We start from the raw sequence: 20513 nt of genomic DNA, 5'->3' as shown, positions 1-20513 counted from the left end.
CAGGTACTTATATAAAATCAGTATAATAAGCGCAAGATATTACGGACGGGATGGTAATGATACGTAAGGCTGAACAGTACCCGGAGATACTGTTCAGCGGTAAGATCAGGACGACGGCATATTTGACAGTTTGGCGACGGCCTGGCGGTAGACCAGTTCCATTTTCTCACGGCTGTCAGAGCTGATATCCAGATCATGCAGCAGGCCGTTGTTAATCCCGTAGATCCAGCCGTGGATCATCACACGCTGGCCGCGTTTCCACGCTGCCTGCATAATGGTGGAGTGACCCAGGTTATACACTTGTTCGACCACGTTCAGTTCACACAGACGGTTGATACGATCCTGCGGTGCGAGTTCGCCCAGCAGTGAGCTGTGCTGATACCAGATATCACGGATATGCAGTAACCAGTTATTGATAAGCCCCAGCTCGGTGCCTTCAATCGCGGCCTGAATACCGCCGCAGTTGTAGTGACCGCAGACGATAATATGTTCAACCTGGAGTACATCCACCGCATACTGGATAACTGACAGGCAGTTCAGATCGGTATGGATGACGAGGTTGGCCACATTACGGTGTACAAACAGATCGCCCGGTGCGGCGTCGATCAGTTTCTCGGCAGGAACACGGCTGTCAGAGCAGCCGATCCAGAGAAAACGGGGCTTTTGAGCCTGCGCTAACTCTTTGAAAAACTCCGGATCTTTTTCATTTACAGATTCGGACCACTGCTTGTTATGAGCAAACAGTTCTTCGATTTTTTTCATCATGACGGATAGCCTGTTACAGATCCTTTCGCTAGAATCTTTTGTATAAAAAATTTAAATTTTAATAAATTGTTATTAAATAATTTCAGCAAAGAAGACGAATTGTCAAGAACCGATTTCGGTTCGCAGGTATTATTGCGGTTTATATTGCACCCAAATTTTTAAATTAAAAAGGTATTTTTCTGTTATGACCTATGCACTGGAAATATCACAATTAACCAAGCAGTATGCGGGCGGCGTGCAGGCTTTACGGGGAATTGACCTGAAAGTCAGTGCCGGCGATTTCTACGCCCTGCTGGGGCCGAACGGCGCGGGAAAATCCACCACCATCGGGATCATCAGTTCGCTGGTGAATAAAACCGGCGGGAAAGTTTCCGTGTTCGGTTATGACATCGATACCGACCTGGTTTTAGCCAAACGTCAGCTCGGCCTGGTACCGCAGGAGTTTAACTTCAATCCGTTTGAAACCGTGCTGCAGATTGTCCTGCAGCAGGCCGGTTATTACGGGGTGCCGCACAAACTGGCGCAGGAGCGGGCGAAAACCTATCTGACGCAGCTGGATTTGTGGGAGAAACGTGATGAGCGTGCGATGCGTCTGTCCGGCGGGATGAAGCGCCGCCTGATGATTGCCCGTGCACTGATGCACCAGCCGAAACTGCTGATCCTCGACGAACCGACTGCCGGGGTGGATATTGAACTGCGCCGCTCCATGTGGGGATTCCTCAAAACCCTGAATGCGCAGGGCACCACGATCATTCTCACCACGCACTATCTTGAGGAAGCGGAAATGCTGTGCCGCAATATCGGGATTATCCAGCACGGTGAGCTGGTGGAAAACACCAGTATGAAAGCGCTGCTCGGTAAGCTGGAATCGGAAACCTTTATCCTCGATCTGGGCTCAAAAAACCCGCTGCCGCAGCTTGAGGGCTACACGTTCCGGCTTACTGATACCTCAACACTGGAGGTGGATGTCCGCCGTGAACAGGGACTGAACGGTGTTTTTGCCCAGCTGAATGCGCAGGGCATTGATGTGTTAAGTATGCGCAACAAAGCGAACCGGCTGGAGGAATTATTTGTGCATCTGGTGAATCATGATTTGGAGGCTGCGAAATGATGTCGCTGTACTGGGTGGCGCTGAAAACAATCTGGCGCAAAGAAATCACCCGTTTTATGCGGATTTGGGTTCAGACGCTGATCCCGCCGGTGATCACCATGTCACTCTATTTTATTATTTTCGGTAATCTTATCGGTAACCGGATTGGTGAAATGGGTGGTGTCGGTTACATGCAGTTTATCGTGCCGGGCCTGATTATGATGTCAGTGATTACGAACTCCTATGCCAACGTATCCTCTTCTTTTTTCGGGGCAAAATTCCAGAAAAGTATTGAGGAACTGCTGGTGGCTCCGGTGCCGACCCATGTCATTATCGCCGGGTTTGTCGGCGGTGGCGTGGCGCGCGGTGTGCTGGTCGGGATTCTGGTCACCCTGGTGTCTCTGTTCTTTGTGCCGTTACAGATCCACTCCTGGTTTATGATCATTGCCACGCTGCTGATGACCTCCATTCTGTTCTCGCTGGCGGGGCTGCTTAACGCGCTGTTTGCGAAAAGCTTTGATGATATCAGCATTATTCCGACGTTCGTTCTGACACCGCTGACCTACCTCGGCGGGGTGTTTTACTCCCTGACGCTGTTACCGGCGTTCTGGCAGGCGGTGTCCAAACTGAACCCGATTGTCTATATGATCAGCGGTTTCCGTTATGGTTTCCTTGGTATCAGTGATGTTTCCCTGACCACCACTCTCGGGGTACTGAGCCTGTTTATTGCCGTATTTTATCTGCTCACCTGGCGCCTGATTGAGAAAGGGCGCGGACTGAGAACCTGATCCTGCTTTTTGATCATCTGCCCGGCACATCGTTGCCGGGCTTTTTGTCTCCGTCCTGATTATTTTCCTGCGCTATGTAATTATTTTTCCTCGGTTTATCTCCGATTAATACAGACCTTCTCCCGTTCCCGTCACTGCCAAAGTTAAATCACAGAATTAGTATGCATTTATCTCCCGCCATATAGATTAATTAAATTAATGTGTTTATCGTGTGCGGGCTGGTAAAAACCGGCTGTGTACTGATGTTTAAGGATAAATTTCATTCTGTTTCATTATTACATTCGGAGATATTTTTATGGGTATCGCTGCATACGGCAGGGAAGACGGATGGTCGTTGGTCGATGATGTATTAAGCAGCCCGGGACGGGGTAAAGGGAACTGGATTAATAATAAAATTTCATATAATACCTTTGATGCGGGCAGTCAGATTGTCAGAACCAATACCGGCTGGAATGGCGCGGGTGTGCTCGGGCAACCGGCGGAAATCACCTATTCATTCCCGACATGGGAAGGGATGTATTATAACGCGGCAGGAAACTCCGGATTACAGGGTTTCAATGACTATCAGAAAGATCAGGCCCGGTTATCATTGCAGTCATGGGCTGACGTGGCAAACATTACCTTTACTGAAGTGGATGCAGGCCGGGGAGATATCTACACCAATATCACCTTTGGTTATATCAATGATAAATACACACAGGCCTACGCCTGGCTGCCGCACACCAAAGATTATTTTGGTGATCCGTATACCGACTCACGGGGCTTTGATGTTTCCGGCCAGTCCTGGTACAGCTCAGAACCCGGGGCACTGAATATAACGCCGGTGTCCGGAAACTATGGCCGTAAGACATTTATTCATGAAATTGGCCATACCCTCGGGTTAAATCATCCGGGTAATTATAACGCCGGTCAGGGGCGCCCTTCCTATAAGGATGCGGCTTATGCTGAGGATACCCGTCAGTACAGCGTGATGAGTTACTGGAGTGAGAAAATCACCGGTGCGGATCACAAAGGTTACTACGCTTCCGCACCACTGCTGGATGATATTACCGCGATTCAGAAACTGTATGGCGCAAATTATAACATCCGCACGGATGACACTGTGTACGGCTTTGATTCTAATGCCGGGCGCGATTATTACTCTGCCAAAAGTGCCACAGATAAGCTTATTTTTACCGTCTGGGACGGCGGCGGTAATGACACCCTGAATTTCTCCCGTTATAAGCAGGATCAGAAAATTTCCCTGCGCGAAGGGGATTTTTCGGATGTCGGCGGTCTGACAGGGAATGTGTCAATCGCGCATGGTGTGAAGATTGAAAATGCGTTTGGCGGGCGCGGAAACGATGTGATCATCGGCAACGATGAGAACAACATCCTGATGGGCAACGGCGGGGATGATGTGCTGTACGGCGGTGCCGGGCAGGATCAGGGGGCGGTACCGGGAACGATATTTTCGTGTTCTCGGCGGTGACGGATTCCCCGTTTGAGAAGCCTGATCATATCCGTGATTTCTCAACCGGTCTGGACAGAATTGACCTGCAGGGGCTGAATCAGAACAGTTTCGGGGACAAATTCATTTATTTCACCGATGAATTTACCGGTACGGCCGGGGAAGCGGTGCTCCGCTATGATGACGGGCTGAACCTGACTGAACTGCTGATTAATATCAGCGGAAATCAGTGTCAGCCTGATTTTAAAGTGGATATCACCGGTATGGTGAATGTTCACACTGACTTTATCGTTTAACGCAGCAGGCGGGCGCGGCCGGTGCGGCGTCCGCAGCATTCAGGAAGGTATCATGCATATCACGCGGACATCATTATTACTGTTTTCGCTGCTGTCATCCGGGCAGAGCGCGGCAATCAGCCAGAAAATTCCCGCTGCAGAAGCGCTTCAGGGGCACTGGCAGTTTACGGAGGACGGGCAGACGCAGCCGGTCGAACTCACGGCGGTTCCCGACAGCACAACAGACGGGTTTCAGTTGTATTTCACGGCACAGCCGCAGATAACGGCCTGGCGTCCGGCGCCGGACGGTATTGCGTTTCTCAGCGCAGACGGTACTACCCGTTATTTCTTTTCCGCTGAAGCCCCCGGCCGTTACTGTGCGGAAATCTGGCATGACAATGGCGCACGTCTTCTGAAAGAGTAACTTTATCTCTTTTTTACCCTGTGATTAATACTATCAATCCCGGCAGACAGGCCGGGCGGAGTCCCTGTGTATGCTTTCCGGGAAAACCAGAAATGACATTACGGCATTTATTGCCGCCCGTAAGTCCCTGTTTACCTCACTGGCATTATTCAGCGCGCTGATTAATCTGCTGATGCTGGTGCCGTCTGTGTATATGTTGCAGGTGTACGATCGTGTTCTGCCTTCCGGCAATGAAATGACACTGCTGATGCTGACGCTGATAATGGCCGGGTTACTGGCGCTGACCGGCGGTCTCGATTATTTGCGCAATATGCTGGTGATCCGTATGAGTAACCAGTTCGATCTGGCGCTGAACAGCCGGGTTTATGACGCCGCGTTTCAGGCAAAACTGCACCGCACGCCGGGGCATCTGCCGTTACAGGCACAGACCGATCTGATGATCCTGCGCCGTTTTATGACCGGCAACGGTGTTTTTGCTTTTCTCGATCTGCCCTGGTTTCCGCTTTATCTGCTGGTGATCGCGCTGTTTAATCCGTGGCTCGGGTTATTTGCCTGCGGCGGTGCCGCCGTGCTGATTGCGCTCGCACTGCTCAATGAACGGCTTTCCGGGGCGCCGCTGACCGCCGCAAACCGCAGTTCCTCCGCCGCACAGGGCATGCAGAGCAGCCATTTTGCTCATCCGGAGACGGCTGACGCGATGGGAATGCAGCAATATCTGCGTCAGCGCTGGCTGAACCGGCATTGCGATAGTTTGAAGGAACAGACGCAGGCCAGTGATTATTCAGCAAAAATCATGACAACCACCAAAACTGTGCGCCTGATCCTGCAATCCCTGATGCTGGGGCTGGGCGGCTGGCTGGCGCTGGATAACACCATTTCGCCCGGCATGATGATTGCAGGGTCGATTCTGCTGGGACGTGCGCTGTCGCCGGTCGAACAGGTCACCGGGGTGTGGAAAAGTGCGAAAGAGAGCAGGCTGGCGTATCAGCGGCTTACGGCGTTGCTGGCGGCTCACCCGCAACCAACGCAGAAGCTGGCACTGCCGGTTCCGCAGGGTAATTTGTCCGTCTCCGTGATGCAGGCGGGTTATCCCGGCGCTGACACGCCGCAGCTGCACAATCTGCATTTCAGCCTTGTACCGGGGGAGGTGCTGGGGATCATCGGTCCGTCAGGTGCCGGAAAATCGGCACTGGCAAAACTGCTCGCCGGGTTATGGCCTGCAACACGCGGGGCTGTCCGGCTGGACGGGGCCGATCTCTGTCAGCAGAACAAAGCGGTGTCCGGCAAATATATCGGTTATCTTTCCCAGGAAATTGCGCTTTTTCCCGGCACAATCGCCGATAATATTGCCCGTTTTGACCCGGGTGCTGATCCGGAAAATATCATCCGTGCGGCGAAACTGGCACAGGTACATGAATTGATCCTGCAACTGCCGCAGGGCTATGAAACGCTGACCGGTGCTGACGGTACCGGCCTTTCCGGCGGTCAGCGGCAGCGGATAGCCCTGGCACGGGCACTGTACGGCTCACCGGCACTGATCATTCTGGATGAACCCAATGCCGCGCTGGATGATGCCGGGCTCAGTGCGCTGTTAGCTGCCATGGATACGCTGAAAAAACAGGGAAAAACCATTGTGCTTATTACTCACCATAAACCGCTGCTGTCCGTGACGGACAAGCTGTTGCTGCTTGCAGGCGGACGGATGCAGCTTTTTGGCCCGGCGGAAAAGGTCATTGAAACACTTAATCATCAGGCGGGTAAAAATAATGATCACTAAATGGTTGTCCGCGGTGCCGGGGGTAAAAACCGATACCGGCGGGTATCAGCGGGCGGGGAAATACGTGGTTGCTTTCGGCTTTGCCGGTTTTCTGGTGTGGGCGGGATTTGCACCGCTGGATCAGGGCGTTGCCGCATCAGGAACGGTTGTGATTGCCGGTAATATCAAGCAGGTGCAGTCTCCGGCGGATGGCGTGATTTCTAAGATTTATGTGCAGAACGGTCAGCGGGCGGAAAAAGATCAGGTACTGGTACGGCTGCGCCCGGTGCAGTCTCAGGCTCAGGCGGTGTCGCTGGCAGAGCAGCTCGACAGCACATTGCTGATCCAACGGCGGCTGGAGGCCGAACTGCGCGGTGAACCGGTATTTGCCCCGGCGGCGGATGATGTGTTTTATGCCCCGTCCGCGTATGGCCGGGCGCAATTACAGGCTCAGAATGCACTGCTCACAGACCGGCGGCTTGAACTGGAGAGTCAGCTTCAGGCACGTCAGATCACGGTTGACGGCCTGACGCGGCGGCTTATTACTCTGCGGGACATTGCCCGCAGTACCGCACAACAGGCGGACAGCCTGACGGCACAGGCGGCAAATCTGAAATCTCTGGCGGATGAGGGGTATCTGCCGCGCCACCGCTATCAGGAAATCCGCCGGGAAAGTGCGGCACTGCGTAATCAGGCGGATGACACCCGGTTACAGATAAGCCGTGCGGAGGAAGAAAAAGCCACGCAGACAGAGCAGATCACACAGCGGCGGGCGGCTTTTCACAGCGGGATCCGCGAGGAATTATCGCGCCTGTCAGTTCAGCGCAGTGAGCTGAAAAAACAGCAGGTAATTGAGAATGATCGGCTGGAACAGCATGTTATCACCGCGCCGGTGACCGGCACCGTTATGGATGTGTCCGTGTTTACCGCAGGCGGTGTGGTGCAAGCCGGGGAAAAACTGATGTCAGTGGTGCCTGCGCAGCAGACGCTGATTATTGAAGGAAAATTATCACCACAGTGGATAGATAAAGTCGCTCCCGGTCAGAGTGCTGATCTGCTGTTTACTGCATTCAATCAGAACCTGACCCCAAAACTGCGTGGCGAACTGACAATGATCTCCGCCGATCGTCTGATCAATCCGGCAAACGGGGAGCCTTATTATCAGATTCAGATTGCGGTGCCGGAAACGGCGGCGGCTCAGGTGATCAAACCCGGTATGCCCGCTGAGATTTTTATCCGCACCGGTGAGCGGTCACTGCTCAGTTATCTGTTTAAGCCTGTGACTGGCCGGCTCTTTTTCGCGCTGACTGAGGAGTGATCCGTATGCATTCTGCAAAACGCCTTTTTGCGGCACTGTTGTGTCTGTTGTCCGCCGGTGTGCAGGCGGTGACATTATCTGAACTCGGTCAGTCCGCGCTGAACAATGATCTGTCATTCCGTGCTGCGGGAAAGGCTTATGAGGCGGAACAGGCGGAGGCTGCTGCCGGGAAATCACACCTGCTGCCGTCCGCCGGGCTGAGTTATCAGAACACGCCGTATAACCGGCTGACACAGCGGGCACCGGTGGTCGGTAAGCGGGGTTACAGCAGCCATTCCCTCAACCTGGTGGTGACGCAGCCGCTGTTTGATTACACGGCATACCATCAGTACCGGAGCGCACAGATACGCGGCACAGCCGCAGAGAGCCGCTTACAGATACAGCAGGCAGAACTGATTAACCGGCTGGTTTCTGCGTATCTGAACCTGGCCTGTGTTCTGGAAATACAGAACACAGACCGGCTCCGGCTGGCGCTGAACACCGCGCAGCTGACCGCTGCTCAGCGCCTTTTGCAGCTCGGGGAAGGAACGGTGACGGAGGTTGCATCTGCCCGTACCCGCCTGCGGCAGCGTCAGGCGCAGGTTGCGGAAACCGAAGCAGAAAGTCTGAATGCGTTGCTGATATTGTCTGATCTTACCGGCCTGCCGCAGTTACGGATGCAGGATATGCCGGCACTGAAAGCGGGGACTTTCCGGTTACCGTATCTGAATGACGGTGATTATGCGGCTCAGGAACAGCTGATGGTGGCGGAGCATCCTGAAATCAAAGCGGCACAGCAGGAAACTGCGCTGGCAAAAGCGGCGGCAGAGGTACAGCGCGGGGCGTTTATGCCATCGGCACAGCTCTTTGCCGCCTGGTCGGATACCCGGTCAGACAGCAGTGATACCGTGGGACAGCGCTACCGTAATCTCAGCGCCGGGATTCACATTTCCGTTCCGCTGTTCAGCGGCGGAAAAGATCTGGCGGGGGTGCGTAAGGTATCTGCTCAGATTCAGCAGGCGCAGTATGAGCAGGATGCGCTGGTACAGACACGCCGGCGTGACCTCGCGCGTCTGTATCAGGTGTTCCGCCACAGCAGTATACAGCTGGCGGCACTGGAGCAGGCCGCTGCGGCAGCGCAGTTACAGGTCACGGCGGCGGAAAAGGGGTATGAGGCAGGGCAGAACAGTCAGCCGGAGGTGGCACATGCCCGGGATCGGTATTATCAGGCGGAGCAGGAACTGACAAAAGCCCGCTATGACGGGCTTCTGGCCTGGTTCCGGCTGCATCATTACAGCAGCACGCCGGAAACCGGGCTTTTCAGGCAGATTGAGGGCTATTTTACCGTGACGGAGAGGCCGTTTCACTGACCGCCGGGTTCGGCATGTTAACATGCAGGCAGTCGATCAGGCGGATATTTCCCAGCCGGGCAGAGGCCAGAATCACGGCCTTCTCACTGTTGACGCGCACCGCTTCCAGATCATCAGCATCACAAATTTCCAGGCTGATATCACGGAATCCGGCACGGTTTAAATCGTCACGGGCATTATCCAGACTTTCGGCAATAGCACTCGGGCGTTCGCGGATCATATCCGCGAGGGTCTGCATAACCTGATACAGATGCGGTGCTGCCTCTTTTTCCTCTTTATTCAGCAGGGTATTGCAGGAGCTGAGTGCCAGCCCGGTTTTTTCCCGGACGGTCGGAATGGCGGCCAGTGCGATATCGTAATTCAGGTCACGGATCAGACGGCGGATAGTCAGGAAACGCGGATGGTCGTTGGTACCGAAGAAAACGATATCCGGCTGCACCAGATTGAACAGCTTGCACATCACGGTGGCGATACCGCGCAGACGGGTGCGCTGATGCGGCTCATCACACTGACTGACCAGCGGCGGTACGACCACCTGAGTCTGGTGAGCTAACCCGTGCGGATAAACATCACTGACCGCCGGGGCATACACCAGATCCACCTGCGCTTTGCTCAGTTTCTCGCAGTCTGCCTGGAGCGTGCGCGGATAGCGCTGCAAATCATCTTCACGGGGGAACTGGAGCGGGTTGACAAAGACAGATACCACGACAATATCTGCCTGTGCACGGGCTTCTTTTACCAGTGCCAGGTGACCGTCATGCAGGTTTCCCATGGTCGGGATAAACGCAACACGTTTGCCGTCAGTCCGCAGACGGGCAATTTCTTTGCGCAGGATCAGCGCAGTTTCAATAATCCGCATCAGTGTCTCCTTATCTGTCTGTTGAGCAGAACGTTCAGCGTACCGGCTCTGATGATGACCAGAAGCCAAGCCCGTTTTCCGGGGTGCGGGCAACAACCGCAGCAAGTGATTCGCCGTCCGGCAGAATCAGCCCGGGGGCGATTTCGGCCAGCGGGTACAGCATAAATTCACGCACTTTCAGGCCGTAATGCGGCACGGTCAGCCGCGCATCACTGATAACCCTATCACCAAACAGCATGATATCTAAGTCTAACGTGCGGGGACCCCAGCGCTCATCCTTGCGGACGCGACCGTGTGCCAGTTCGATGGCCTGGGTGGCATCGAGCAGCTGGTGTGGTGTCAGGTCGGTTTCCAGCAGAACAGCCGCATTGAGATAGTCAGGCTGTCCGGCGGGGCCCATCGGTGCGGTACGGTAAAAAGAAGAGTGGCGCACCAGGCGGCTTTGCGGGACAGCATCCAGCGCGGCAATCGCCCGGTTAACCTGGTCAAGCGGATCGGCAAGATTACTGCCGATCGCAATATAGACCGGAATCATGATTCGCTTTTTCCGTTACCCTGACGGGCACGCGGATGGCGGCGGCGCGGGCGCGGGCGGCGTTTGACCGGATCACTGCCCAGTTCAGTCACCATCGAGCGCTGCTGCGGGGCATTCGCCTGCTGGAAATCCGCCCACCAGTGAGCCAGTTCCTGCAATTCATGACGGCCTTCCACATTCGCGCGCAGTTCCAGCAGATCAAAAGCAGCACGGAATTTCTGATTTTCCATCAGACGGATCGCGCGTTTGCCCTGACGGCGCGGCAGACGTAACTGCAACTGCCAGATATCACGCATGGTGGTGGTCAGGCGTTTCGGAATAGCAATCGCGCGGCACTGTTCATCCAGGATGTCATTAATGGCGATCGCGAAGGCTTCGTAATAGGCCAGCCCGCTCTCCTGGGTCAGTTTTTCCGCATGTTCGCACAGCGGATACCACAGCATCACGGCAAACAGGAAGGCCGGATTGACGCGCTGATCGTTATGAATACGGTAGTCGGTATTTTTCAGTACCTGATCCACGATACGGGACAGCGGGGTGTCCGGGTTCTCTTTCAGCGGCCCGGCAACCAGCGGGAACAGCATATCCAGCAGATCGTATTCACGTAATAATTCAAACGTACGGTGCCCGTCGCCGGCCTGTAATAACTTGAGAACTTCCTCGAACAGACGTGCAGGCGGGATATCGCGCAGCAAGGTGCTCAGCGTGCGGATAGGTGCGGCCGTTTTCGGTTCGATGGTCATATCCAGTTTGGCGGCAAACCGGATGGCGCGCAGCATACGCACCGGATCTTCCCGGTAACGGGTTTCCGGATCGCCGATCAGGCGGATAATGCGCTGCTGTAAATCTGCCAGCCCGCCGACATAATCACGGACGGTAAAATCAGCCACGCTGTAATAAAGGCTGTTAATGGTGAAATCGCGGCGGACAGCATCTTCTTCAATGGTGCCGAAAATATTATCGCGCAGCAGCATGCCGTTTTTGCCCTGCTGAGAACGGGCTTTGCCGTCATCAGCCGGTTCATTATTGTCATGCGGACCACGGAAGGTCGCGACCTCGATAATGTCCGGGCCGAACATAATGTGAGCCAGACGGAAACGGCGGCCGACCAGACGGCAGTTGCGGAACAGTTTTCTCACTTCGTCCGGCGTGGCATTGGTTGCGATATCGAAATCTTTGGGTTTGCGCTCCAGCAGCAGATCACGGACACCGCCGCCGACCAGATAAGCGTCAAAACCGGATTTATTCAGGCGGTACAGAACCTTCAGCGCATTCTCGCTGATGTCCTGACGGGAAATAGAGTGACTGTTGCGGGGAATTACCGTTGCGCTGACTGTCCCGCTGTTATCCATATTTTTTGCCGGTTTCTTGCGTTTAGCGGCAGGACGCGCGGGGGAAGCCTCACGGTGTGACGGATTCTGCGGCGTATGGTCAGCATTCGGGGCCGGCCTTTCACTGGCAGCCTCTGTGCAATCTGCCTTATTCTCGCGGGAAATCAGACTGCGACAGAACTTTGCGACTCGGTTTAAAATGGTACACCTCTGTATAACAATTAAATGATCTAAAAAATAAGCGACTAATAATATCGTACACTTGGTTTTTTGAGAATGCCTTAGCCCGGATATTGCGGAATTATTCCCTGTCCGTCACCACATCATTGCGGGGGACGGCAGTAATATCCCAGTTCCGCACACTGTATGCCAGCAGTTCAGTCAGGGAAAGCGACAGCGGATCCGTTTCCGGCAGCGGCTGCCGGAGCACCTGCAACGCCTGCCATAACAGCGGGCGCGGATCACTGAGCGGCACCGGGGTGGCATGATTTTGCTTGGAGAGTTTACGCGCCGCCGGGCCCAGCATCAACGGCAAATGCAGATAATGCGGCGCGGGCAGCCCGAGCTGGCGGTATAATGAGAGCTGATGTGAGGTGGGATACAGTAAATCTGCGCCTCTGACCACCTCTGTCACGCCCTGATAATCATCATCGAGCACCACTACCAGGTTATAGGCAAACAGCTTATCTTTGCGGAAGATAATGATATCTTCCTCTGCCGTGGCGTTATCGGTAAACACATCCCCCCGCAGGCCATCGGTAAAATGGTACACCGGATGCGTCCTGATAAGCCGCAGTGCGGCGTTATCCGGCGGCAGTCCGCGCTGACGGCAGGTGCCGGGGTAATGACCGCCGCTGTCATGGACATCATGCCGTGTGCAGGTGCAGTAATAGCACAGCCCGGTGGCTTTCAGCTGTTCAATCACGTCACGGTAAGCATCATGGCGGCGCGACTGATACAGCACATCGCCGTCCCAGTGCAGGCCGTAATGGTCAAGAATTCGCAGGATAGCATCCGCAGCGCCCGGGACTTCACGGGGCGGGTCGATATCATCAATACGGAGAAGCCAGCGTCCGCCGAGGTGACGGGCCTGAAGATAACTCCCCAGTGCGGTCACCAGAGAGCCGAAATGAAGCGCACCGGAAGGTGATGGTGCGAAGCGGCCGGTGTAACCGGGCGCTGAGCCGGCAGAATATTCCGTCATTGAAGAGGCATAAAAACGGACGGCGCTGTCAAAGCGCCGTCTGTGGTGAATCTGTCAGCCCGCCATCTGCTTTTCGCGGATTTCAGCCAGCGTCTTACAGTCGATACATAAATCTGCGGTCGGACGCGCCTCTAAACGGCGGATACCGATTTCGACCCCGCAGGACTCACAAAAACCAAAATCGTCGTCCTCAACCTTTTTGAGGGTTTTTTCGATCTTTTTGATCAGTTTGCGTTCGCGGTCACGGTTGCGCAGTTCCAGGCTGAATTCTTCTTCCTGAGCGGCCCGGTCAACCGGGTCCGGGAAGTTAGCTGCTTCATCCTGCATGTGCGTGACAGTGCGGTTTACTTCATCCCTGAGTTGGTTGCGCCATGCTTCAAGTATCAGCTTGAAATGGGCCAACTGGGCTTCGTTCATGTATTCTTCGCCTGCCTTCTCGTGATACGGCTCCACGCCGGCAATGGCAAGAATGCTCAGGGACGAGGTTTTACGTTTTTGCCCTTCTTGCATAATGCTTCTCCTACACACGCATGTCTGACAATATCCCTTAGAGGGGAAAAAATAGGCCGCTATAGATAGCAGATGATTATGGATAATGCAACCCTTGCTTTCATTAGTTTTGTAAGGTGTGAAGAACAGCGTGTTTATTCACTCCGCAACTCACAAAACATCCTATTTATTATTAAAAAAATTGATATTCACCCCATGAATGCAAAGGGTATCTTTTCTCCGGCAGTGATGCCGTCCGGTGTTATCCGCATTCTGTAACAAATAACGTCAATTCCGGACTGTGATGCCTGCCGCAAAAGTGATGAATATTTTTTATCAATGTGTGCTGCGTCCGATACGGCCTCAATCCCTGAATGCAGTACAGCAAAAAACAGAACAGCACGATTTCCCGCTTCAGCAATTGCTTGTAACTCACGCAGGTGTTTTTGTCCACGTAAAGTTACGGTGTCGGGAAAATAACCGTGTCCGTTTTCCAGCAGCGTGACGGATTTCACCTCAACATAACAGGGCTTTTTCTGCGGATCGGTCAGTAAAAAATCGATCCGGCTGTTTTCACTGCCATATCTGACTTCCTGTGTCAGCGTCTGATACCCGGCAAGTTCCGGGATCCGGTTCTGCGCAATCGCCTCTGCCACCACGCGGTTCGCCTGCATCGTATTCACACAAATCAGATGCCCGTCCTGTGTCTGCGTCAGTTCCCAGCTGTGCGGGTACTTGCGCTTCGCATTGGCGGATTCGGAATACCAGACAGTATCACCCGGTGTGGCACAGCCTGTCATAGCGCCGGTATTGGCACAATGAATGGTGATGGTGCGCCCGTCCTGCGTGATAATATCCGCCAGAAACCGTTTGTAACGCTGCACCAGCGTGCCCGCCTGTAACGGGGGATGAAATTCCATCGTAACTCCTGTCAATGTGACTGCACTTTTCAGGGGGCGGCAATGCTACAATGTTGCGCGTCGAAAGTTAAGCAGATAATGATGAGGTTTTTGTGACATATTCCCCCGTTTGTAACATTTATCCGGCACTCAGTACGGCACTGAACAGTGCCCCGCAGGTGTTGTTACAGGCTCCGACCGGCAGCGGGAAATCCACCATTCTGCCGCTGCTGCTGCTCAACGATCCGTCTGTCAGCGGGCGGATTATCATGCTGGAGCCCCGTCGTATCGCGGCCCGCAGCGTGGCACACCGGCTGGTGTCACAGCTTGGCGAACGTCCGGGGGAAACGGTGGGTTACCGGATGCGCGGCGAAACCCGGGTCAGCGCCGCCACCCGGTTTGAGGTTGTTACAGAGGGAATTCTGGTCAGAATGTTACAGCAGGATCCGGAATTATCCGAAGTAAGTGTCATTATTCTGGATGAATTCCATGAACGGAATTTACAGGCCGATCTCGCCCTTGCGCTGCTGCTGGATGTACAGTCCTCACTGCGTGATGATTTGCGTCTGCTGGTGATGTCCGCGACCTTAGATAATGAACAGCTGCTGTCCCTGCTGCCGCAGGCAGAGGTGATCACGGCGGAGGGGCGGGCTTTCCCGGTGGAGAGACGCTATCAGCCGCTCAGTGCGCATCAGCCTTTTATCAGTGAGGTGGCCCGGGCGGTGTTGCAGCTGTATCAGCAGGAGGATGGCTCTGTGCTGGTGTTTCTGCCGGGACAGGCGGAAATCTGCCGGTTGCAGGAACAGCTGACCGGTAAAACCGATGCGGATACCCTTATCTGCCCGCTGTACGGCGCATTGTCGCTGAAAGAGCAGCAGCAGGCGATTGAACCGCCGCCGTCCGGTATGCGCAAAATTGTGCTGGCGACCAATATTGCCGAAACCAGTCTGACCATCGAAGGTGTGACACTGGTAGTGGACAGTTGTCTGGAGAAAACCGCGCAGTTTGATCCGCGCAGCGGCCTGACCCGTCTGGTGCGCAGCCGTATCAGCCGCTCATCGATGACGCAGCGGGCCGGGCGGGCCGGACGACTGGCGCCGGGGATCTGTCTGCATCTGTGCGGACAGGCGGAAGCCGAACGCGCCGCTGCGCACAGTGAACCGGAAATCTGCCACAGTGACCTGTCCGGACTGATGCTGAACCTGGCGCAGTGGGGCTGCCGTGAGGTATCCGCGCTTGCCTGGCTTGATACCCCGCCTGCCGTGGCGGTACAGGTAGCGAAAAAATTACTGACAGAAATGGGCTGCCTTCTGCCGCAGGGCGGACTGACTGCCAAAGGCGCGGCAATGGCCGCTTCCGGGACAGAGCCGCGCCTCTCTGCGTTGTGGCTTTATACCCTTAATGAAGAACCGGCACAGATATACTATGCTGCCCGGCTGATTGCCGCACTGGAAGAGCCTTCCCGCGAAGGTAACGGCAATCTGCTGCATGACCTGACACATCCCTCCGCCCGCTGGGATAAGCGGGCGCATCAGCTGTTGCAGGCTGCCGGTCAGCCGGTCAGAAAGCCGTCTCATGATCCGGACAGCGGCTGGCTGTGCCGTACCTTATTACAGGGCTTTCCTGACAGAATCGCCGGGAAGCGCGGGCGCACCGGTACATTTTTACTGGCAAACGGTACCGGTGCGGTGACAGATGAAAGCAGCCCGCTCAGCAATGAAGCCGGGCTTATCGCCCCGCTGATCCTGCAAAATGAGCAGCAGGCTAATGCACGGATCCTGAAAGCGGTGCCGTTTGAATTATCACAGCTGACAGAGATGGCACCACATCTGCTGAAAACCGAAAACCGCCTGACCCGTGATGAAAACAAAGGCAGCTGGCAGGCGTGGCAGGCAGTTACCTGCGGGCAGCTGATTATTGAGCGAAAACCACTGGCTGCACCGTCTGATGAGGTTGTCCGAGAAGCTCTGCTCAGCTGGATCCGCGAACAGGGATTGTCTGTTCTGCCATTCAATGAAGCCTGTGAGCAGCTACTTATCCGCCAGCAGCTGGCACACGATCTGTTCCCGGAACAGCCGCTGCCGGCGGCGGATAATGATACACTGCTCGCCGGGCTGGATGAGTGGTTGTCGCCGTACCTGACCGGGGTGCGCAATCAGCAGCAGCTGGCAAAGCTGGATTTATACGGCGCGCTGCGTCAGCGCATGGACTGGTTGCAGCAGCAATGGCTTGATGTACAGTTTCCGCGTCATTTTGAAGTACCCACCGGCACCCGGATCCCTGTAGAATATGCGGCGGATAAACCGCCGGTGATGGCAGTCCGCATTCAGGAGATGTATGGTGTGCGTGAAACACCGGTGGTGGCGCAGGGACGGCTGCCGGTAACGGTCAGCCTGTTATCGCCCGCACACCGCCCGATACAGGTAACCGCCGACCTGAAAGCCTTCTGGGGCGGGAGCTACCGGGAGGTACAGAAAGAGATGAAAGGGCGCTATCCCAAACATTTCTGGCCGGACGATCCGGCAAATGCACAGCCGACAAAGCGTGTAAAAAAGTTTATGTAAATGCAAAGATAGTCGTTGTTTAACGGATTTTTACTGTGTCTGTTGCCGGAATCGGCGACAATAGCAACTGATGAAATAACCGCCTGTCCCGCCCGGCACATGATTGTGCGGCAGACAGACTGACGGGAGAGACCATGTCTGATTTTGATCGTGAACCCACCGGCCGCAGGGGCAGTAAAGCGCCTGCCGGTAAAAAAAGAGGGCGCTCAGACCGCCGTCGCCGCCGGGATGAGGATTATGACGATGATATTGAATACGATGATGAATTTGGTGATGACGAACCGGATGATTATGACGATGATGATGAGGACAGCGCGCGCATGAGCAAAAAAGGGCGCAAGAACAAACCGCCTAAACGGCGCTGGCGCTGGTTTTGGTTCCTGGTCAAACTCGGCATTGTGATGGTTATCCTGCTGGGGCTTTACGGTGTTTATCTGGCCGGAAAAATCAGCGACCGCCTGGACGGTAAAGTCTGGGATCTGCCTGCGGCGGTTTACGGACGCACCGTCAACCTTGAGCCGGGCATGGATTACAGCCTGAATGAAATGGTGAAACTGCTGGAAGGCATGCAGTACCGCAAAGTCACCAAAATCACCCGCGCCGGTGAATTTTCTGTGACCGGTAATACCATCCAGATGCTGCGCCGTCCGTTTGATTTCCCGGACAGTAAAGAAGGGCAGATTAACGCCCGTCTGACTTTCAGCAGCAGCGGACTGGAAAAAATTGAAAACATGGATAACGGTCGTGAATTCGGTTTCTTCCGCCTCGATCCGAAACTGATCACCATGCTGCAATCCGCAAATGGTGAGCAGCGTCTGTTCCTGGCCCGCAGCGGCTTCCCGGATGAACTGGTTAAAGCCCTGCTGGTGACCGAAGACCGTAATTTCTATGAGCATGACGGGATCAGCATCACCTCCATCGGGCGTGCCCTTCTGGCAAACCTGACGGCGGGACGTGCGGTGCAGGGCGGCAGTACCCTGACACAGCAGCTGGTAAAAAACCTGTTCTTATCCAATGAACGGACACTGGCACGTAAAGCCAATGAAGCCTATATGGCGCTCATTATGGATTACCGCTATGACAAAGACCGCATTCTGGAGCTGTACCTCAACGAAGTGTACCTGGGACAGAGCGGGGACGAGCAAATCCGCGGCTTCCCGCTGGCGAGTCTCTATTATTTCGGCCGTCCGGTCGATGAACTGAGCCTCGACCAGGTGGCACTGCTGGTGGGAATGGTAAAAGGGGCGTCAATCTATAACCCGTGGCGTAACCCGAAAAATGCCCTTGAACGCCGTAACGTGGTGCTGAAACTTCTGCAAACCCAGGGCGGGGTGATCGATCAGGAAATGTATGATGTCCTGAGCGCACGTCCGCTGGGTGTAAAAGAGAAAAGTGGTGTGATCACGCCGCAGCCTGCGTTTATGCAGCTGGTTCGTCAGGAACTGCGCGAGAAGCTCGGCGATAAAGTGGATGATCTGTCCGGCGTGAAAATTTTCACCACGCTGGACCCGGTCTCACAGGATGCGGCAGAAAATGCCGTTGAAGAAGGTGTGAAAGCCATCCGCGCGGAACGTAAAAAACCGGCGCTGGAAGGGGCAATGGTGGTGGTTGACCGCATCAGCGGGGAAGTCCGCGCAATGGTCGGCGGCTCCCAGCCGCAGTTTGCCGGGTTTAACCGTGCTATGGCGGCGGAGCGCTCTATCGGCTCGCTGGCAAAACCGATGACTTATCTCACCGCGCTTGGTATTCCGGATACTTACCGTCTGAATACCTGGCTGGACGACCAGCCGCTGACCATTAACGTGCCGGGCGGCGGTGGTACCTGGTCACCGCGTAACGACAGCAAAACCTTCAGCGGTCGTGTGATGCTGGTAGATGCGCTGGCGCGCTCTATCAACGTACCGACGGTTAACCTCGGTATGGCGGTCGGTCTGGATGCGGTAGCCGATACGTTTGTCCGTCTCGGCGCACCGGCGAAAAATATCCAGAAAGTCCCGGCAATGCTGCTCGGTGCGGTAAACCTGACACCATTGCAGGTCTCGCAGCTGTTCCAGACCATTGGCAGCGGCGGTAACCGCGCGACACTGTCCGCACTGCGTTCGGTGATCGCGGAAGACGGCACGGTGATTTACCAGAGCTTCCCGCAGGCACAGCGTGCAGTGGCTCCGCAGGCGGCGTATATGACGCTGTACGGCATGCAGCAGGTGGTGGAACGCGGTACCGCAGCCCGCCGTCTGGGATCGAAATTCGGTAAATACCATCTGGCCGGGAAAACCGGGACCACTAACGACATGCGTGACAGCTGGTTTGTCGGTATCGACGGCAAAGAAGTCACCGTCTCCTGGATGGGGCTGGATGACAACAGCCCGTCCGGCCTGTACGGCGGCTCCGGTGCTCTGGTGCTTTACGGACGTTATCTGGATAATCAGCCGCCGCTGGCGCTGAACCTCACACCACCGGAAGATATCGCGGAGATGTCAGTCAATGCGGACGGCAATTTTGTCTGCAACGGCGTGGGTGTCACCCGGACATTACCGGTCTGGACAACGGACGCACAGACACTGTGCGGCCAGCAGGCCCCGGCTCAGCAGCAGGATGAAGAAGCTCCCGGCTGGCTGAAAGAGATGTTTGAACAGTAATCCCCTGTTCTGTAAGAAGCACTGAAAACCCGCCGCAGGGCGGGTTTTGTTTTATGGAATAGAGCTCGCTGTTGCATGATGAGTAACACCATGATACGGTGTTACATGTCAGGCAACAGACGCGTTTAAATTTGGGAATTATCACTGATGAAACAGGCTATTGTTTCACATCCCGGTACAATCGTAGCCAATATACTGACTGACCTGGGTGTGGGAGTTCGTCAGTTTGCCGGAAATATCGGGGTAACACCGGCAACGGTTTCCCGGTTCTTATCGGGGAAAACAGCCCTGACACCGGCTCTGGCTATTCGGATAGCGGCAGCATTAGGCAGTAACCCTGCATTCTGGCTGCGCTTACAGGCAAACTATGATTTGCACCGCCTGGAAAAGGAAATCGATATTTCGGGGATCACGCTGTACGGCGATTCTGAAGAAGATGTATGGCTTAATGAGCTGTCGGATGAACGTACGGAATCACCTGAATTTGAAAAGAAATAGTACTGGTCGGTCATAAAGTGGCCCATAGCGTCGGACGAGAAAAACAGTAAGAAAACACAACAGATGCTGATAATGCCTGATAGTGAATAGTTAATTCGTCACGAAACGGATAAATCAGAATAAAGCCAGTCTGCACCACTGCAATTGCTTCTGTCAGTTGTATTAGTTCAGACTAGGTCTGATACAATTGTGATGTAAAACTAAATCTCATCTGACGGGCTGCTTTGTGCCAGGAGCGGACGTTGCAAACGATGTAGTTTCTCATCAATGTTGTGCTGAC

General features: G+C 54.7%; 16 protein-coding genes and 1 pseudogene. 10 read left to right on the top strand and 7 right to left on the bottom strand.

The features are described from left to right. Positions 1–105: 105 nt before the first annotated feature. The gene (gene can, locus N7387_RS00085) at positions 106–765 is read right to left on the bottom strand and encodes a carbonate dehydratase (protein WP_025154028.1); all 660 of its coding nucleotides are present in this window, start codon (positions 763–765) and stop codon (positions 106–108) included. 184 nt (positions 766–949) lie between these two features. Between can and N7387_RS00080 the strand changes: the two genes are divergently transcribed. From N7387_RS00080 to N7387_RS00050, 7 genes and pseudogenes are all read left to right on the top strand, one after another. Continuing rightward, on the top strand, positions 950–1876 hold the full coding sequence (locus N7387_RS00080) for an ABC transporter ATP-binding protein (RefSeq protein WP_004238932.1): 927 nt from the start codon (positions 950–952) through the stop codon (positions 1874–1876). Next, positions 1873–2643 carry an ABC transporter permease gene (locus N7387_RS00075; RefSeq protein ID WP_143970357.1) on the top strand — a complete coding sequence of 257 codons (771 nt, stop codon included), beginning with the start codon at positions 1873–1875 and terminating at the stop codon, positions 2641–2643. Before N7387_RS00080 ends, N7387_RS00075 begins: the two co-directional genes overlap by 4 nt. Before the next feature lie 295 nt (positions 2644–2938). Beyond that, a pseudogene (locus N7387_RS00070) lies at positions 2939–4389 on the top strand (serralysin family metalloprotease). Continuing rightward, on the top strand, positions 4364–4792 hold the full coding sequence (locus tag N7387_RS00065; protein WP_279796028.1) for an AprI/Inh family metalloprotease inhibitor: 429 nt from the start codon (positions 4364–4366) through the stop codon (positions 4790–4792). The pseudogene N7387_RS00070 and the gene N7387_RS00065 overlap by 26 nt, the downstream one beginning before the upstream one ends. A gap of 70 nt (positions 4793–4862) precedes the next feature. Next, positions 4863–6569: a type I secretion system permease/ATPase gene (locus N7387_RS00060; RefSeq protein WP_279796027.1), complete on the top strand. Its 1707-nt coding sequence runs from the start codon at positions 4863–4865 to the stop codon at positions 6567–6569. Next, positions 6559–7866: an HlyD family type I secretion periplasmic adaptor subunit gene (locus N7387_RS00055; protein ID WP_279796026.1), complete on the top strand. Its 1308-nt coding sequence runs from the start codon at positions 6559–6561 to the stop codon at positions 7864–7866. The genes N7387_RS00060 and N7387_RS00055 overlap by 11 nt, the downstream gene beginning before the upstream one ends. A 5-nt stretch (positions 7867–7871) precedes the next feature. Then, on the top strand, positions 7872–9215 hold the full coding sequence (locus N7387_RS00050) for a TolC family protein (protein ID WP_279796024.1): 1344 nt from the start codon (positions 7872–7874) through the stop codon (positions 9213–9215). On the opposite strand, the gene panC is transcribed toward N7387_RS00050, so the two are convergent. From panC to sfsA, 6 genes are all read right to left on the bottom strand, one after another. Beyond that, on the bottom strand, positions 9187–10074 hold the full coding sequence (gene panC / locus N7387_RS00045; RefSeq protein ID WP_279796023.1) for a pantoate--beta-alanine ligase: 888 nt from the start codon (positions 10072–10074) through the stop codon (positions 9187–9189). The two genes, N7387_RS00050 and panC, sit on opposite strands and share 29 nt — an antisense overlap. A gap of 34 nt (positions 10075–10108) precedes the next feature. Continuing rightward, positions 10109–10609 carry a 2-amino-4-hydroxy-6-hydroxymethyldihydropteridine diphosphokinase gene (gene folK / locus N7387_RS00040; RefSeq protein WP_262883545.1) on the bottom strand — a complete coding sequence of 167 codons (501 nt, stop codon included), beginning with the start codon at positions 10607–10609 and terminating at the stop codon, positions 10109–10111. Beyond that, entirely contained in the window at positions 10606–12108 is a 1503-nt protein-coding gene (gene pcnB / locus N7387_RS00035; RefSeq protein WP_279796138.1) for a polynucleotide adenylyltransferase PcnB, read from the bottom strand. Before pcnB ends, folK begins: the two co-directional genes overlap by 4 nt. A gap of 133 nt (positions 12109–12241) precedes the next feature. Continuing rightward, positions 12242–13144, bottom strand: a complete 903-nt coding sequence (gene gluQRS / locus N7387_RS00030; protein WP_262858908.1) for a tRNA glutamyl-Q(34) synthetase GluQRS — start codon at positions 13142–13144, stop codon at positions 12242–12244. Positions 13145–13198: 54 nt separating this feature from the next. After that, the gene (gene dksA / locus N7387_RS00025) at positions 13199–13654 is read right to left on the bottom strand and encodes an RNA polymerase-binding protein DksA (RefSeq protein ID WP_004238923.1); all 456 of its coding nucleotides are present in this window, start codon (positions 13652–13654) and stop codon (positions 13199–13201) included. 188 nt (positions 13655–13842) lie between these two features. Continuing rightward, the gene (gene sfsA, locus N7387_RS00020; RefSeq protein ID WP_279796010.1) at positions 13843–14553 is read right to left on the bottom strand and encodes a DNA/RNA nuclease SfsA; all 711 of its coding nucleotides are present in this window, start codon (positions 14551–14553) and stop codon (positions 13843–13845) included. Positions 14554–14645: 92 nt separating this feature from the next. Here sfsA and hrpB point away from each other — a divergent pair, with 92 nt between their 5' ends. From hrpB to N7387_RS00005, 3 genes are all read left to right on the top strand, one after another. Then, entirely contained in the window at positions 14646–17096 is a 2451-nt protein-coding gene (gene hrpB / locus N7387_RS00015) for an ATP-dependent helicase HrpB (protein WP_279796009.1), read from the top strand. Between the two features lie 134 nt (positions 17097–17230). Continuing rightward, positions 17231–19735, top strand: a complete 2505-nt coding sequence (gene mrcB / locus N7387_RS00010) for a bifunctional glycosyl transferase/transpeptidase (RefSeq protein WP_279796008.1) — start codon at positions 17231–17233, stop codon at positions 19733–19735. Positions 19736–19882: 147 nt separating this feature from the next. After that, positions 19883–20233, top strand: coding sequence for a HigA family addiction module antitoxin (locus N7387_RS00005; protein ID WP_279796007.1), 351 nt, complete (start codon positions 19883–19885; stop codon positions 20231–20233). Positions 20234–20513 lie beyond the last annotated feature (280 nt).

It is taken from the genome of Morganella sp. GD04133, from assembly GCF_029835375.1.
In the GTDB taxonomy this organism is placed as follows: Bacteria; Pseudomonadota; Gammaproteobacteria; order Enterobacterales; family Enterobacteriaceae; genus Morganella; species Morganella morganii_B.
Note: the sequence above shows the minus strand (reverse complement) of the source record. Positions and strands in the feature narration are given on the sequence as shown.

What these genes read in the sequence shown, in the direction of transcription:
- can (WP_025154028.1), bottom strand. Translation starts at nt 765, where the DNA reads ATGATGAAAAAAATCGAAGAACTGTTTGCTCATAACAAGCAGTGGTCC.
- N7387_RS00080 (WP_004238932.1), top strand. Translation starts at nt 950, where the DNA reads ATGACCTATGCACTGGAAATATCACAATTAACCAAGCAGTATGCGGGC.
- N7387_RS00075 (WP_143970357.1), top strand. Translation starts at nt 1,873, where the DNA reads ATGATGTCGCTGTACTGGGTGGCGCTGAAAACAATCTGGCGCAAAGAA.
- N7387_RS00065 (WP_279796028.1), top strand. Translation starts at nt 4,364, where the DNA reads ATGTTCACACTGACTTTATCGTTTAACGCAGCAGGCGGGCGCGGCCGG.
- N7387_RS00060 (WP_279796027.1), top strand. Translation starts at nt 4,863, where the DNA reads ATGCTTTCCGGGAAAACCAGAAATGACATTACGGCATTTATTGCCGCC.
- N7387_RS00055 (WP_279796026.1), top strand. Translation starts at nt 6,559, where the DNA reads ATGATCACTAAATGGTTGTCCGCGGTGCCGGGGGTAAAAACCGATACC.
- N7387_RS00050 (WP_279796024.1), top strand. Translation starts at nt 7,872, where the DNA reads ATGCATTCTGCAAAACGCCTTTTTGCGGCACTGTTGTGTCTGTTGTCC.
- panC (WP_279796023.1), bottom strand. Translation starts at nt 10,074, where the DNA reads ATGCGGATTATTGAAACTGCGCTGATCCTGCGCAAAGAAATTGCCCGT.
- folK (WP_262883545.1), bottom strand. Translation starts at nt 10,609, where the DNA reads ATGATTCCGGTCTATATTGCGATCGGCAGTAATCTTGCCGATCCGCTT.
- gluQRS (WP_262858908.1), bottom strand. Translation starts at nt 13,144, where the DNA reads ATGACGGAATATTCTGCCGGCTCAGCGCCCGGTTACACCGGCCGCTTC.
- dksA (WP_004238923.1), bottom strand. Translation starts at nt 13,654, where the DNA reads ATGCAAGAAGGGCAAAAACGTAAAACCTCGTCCCTGAGCATTCTTGCC.
- sfsA (WP_279796010.1), bottom strand. Translation starts at nt 14,553, where the DNA reads ATGGAATTTCATCCCCCGTTACAGGCGGGCACGCTGGTGCAGCGTTAC.
- mrcB (WP_279796008.1), top strand. Translation starts at nt 17,231, where the DNA reads ATGTCTGATTTTGATCGTGAACCCACCGGCCGCAGGGGCAGTAAAGCG.
- N7387_RS00005 (WP_279796007.1), top strand. Translation starts at nt 19,883, where the DNA reads ATGAAACAGGCTATTGTTTCACATCCCGGTACAATCGTAGCCAATATA.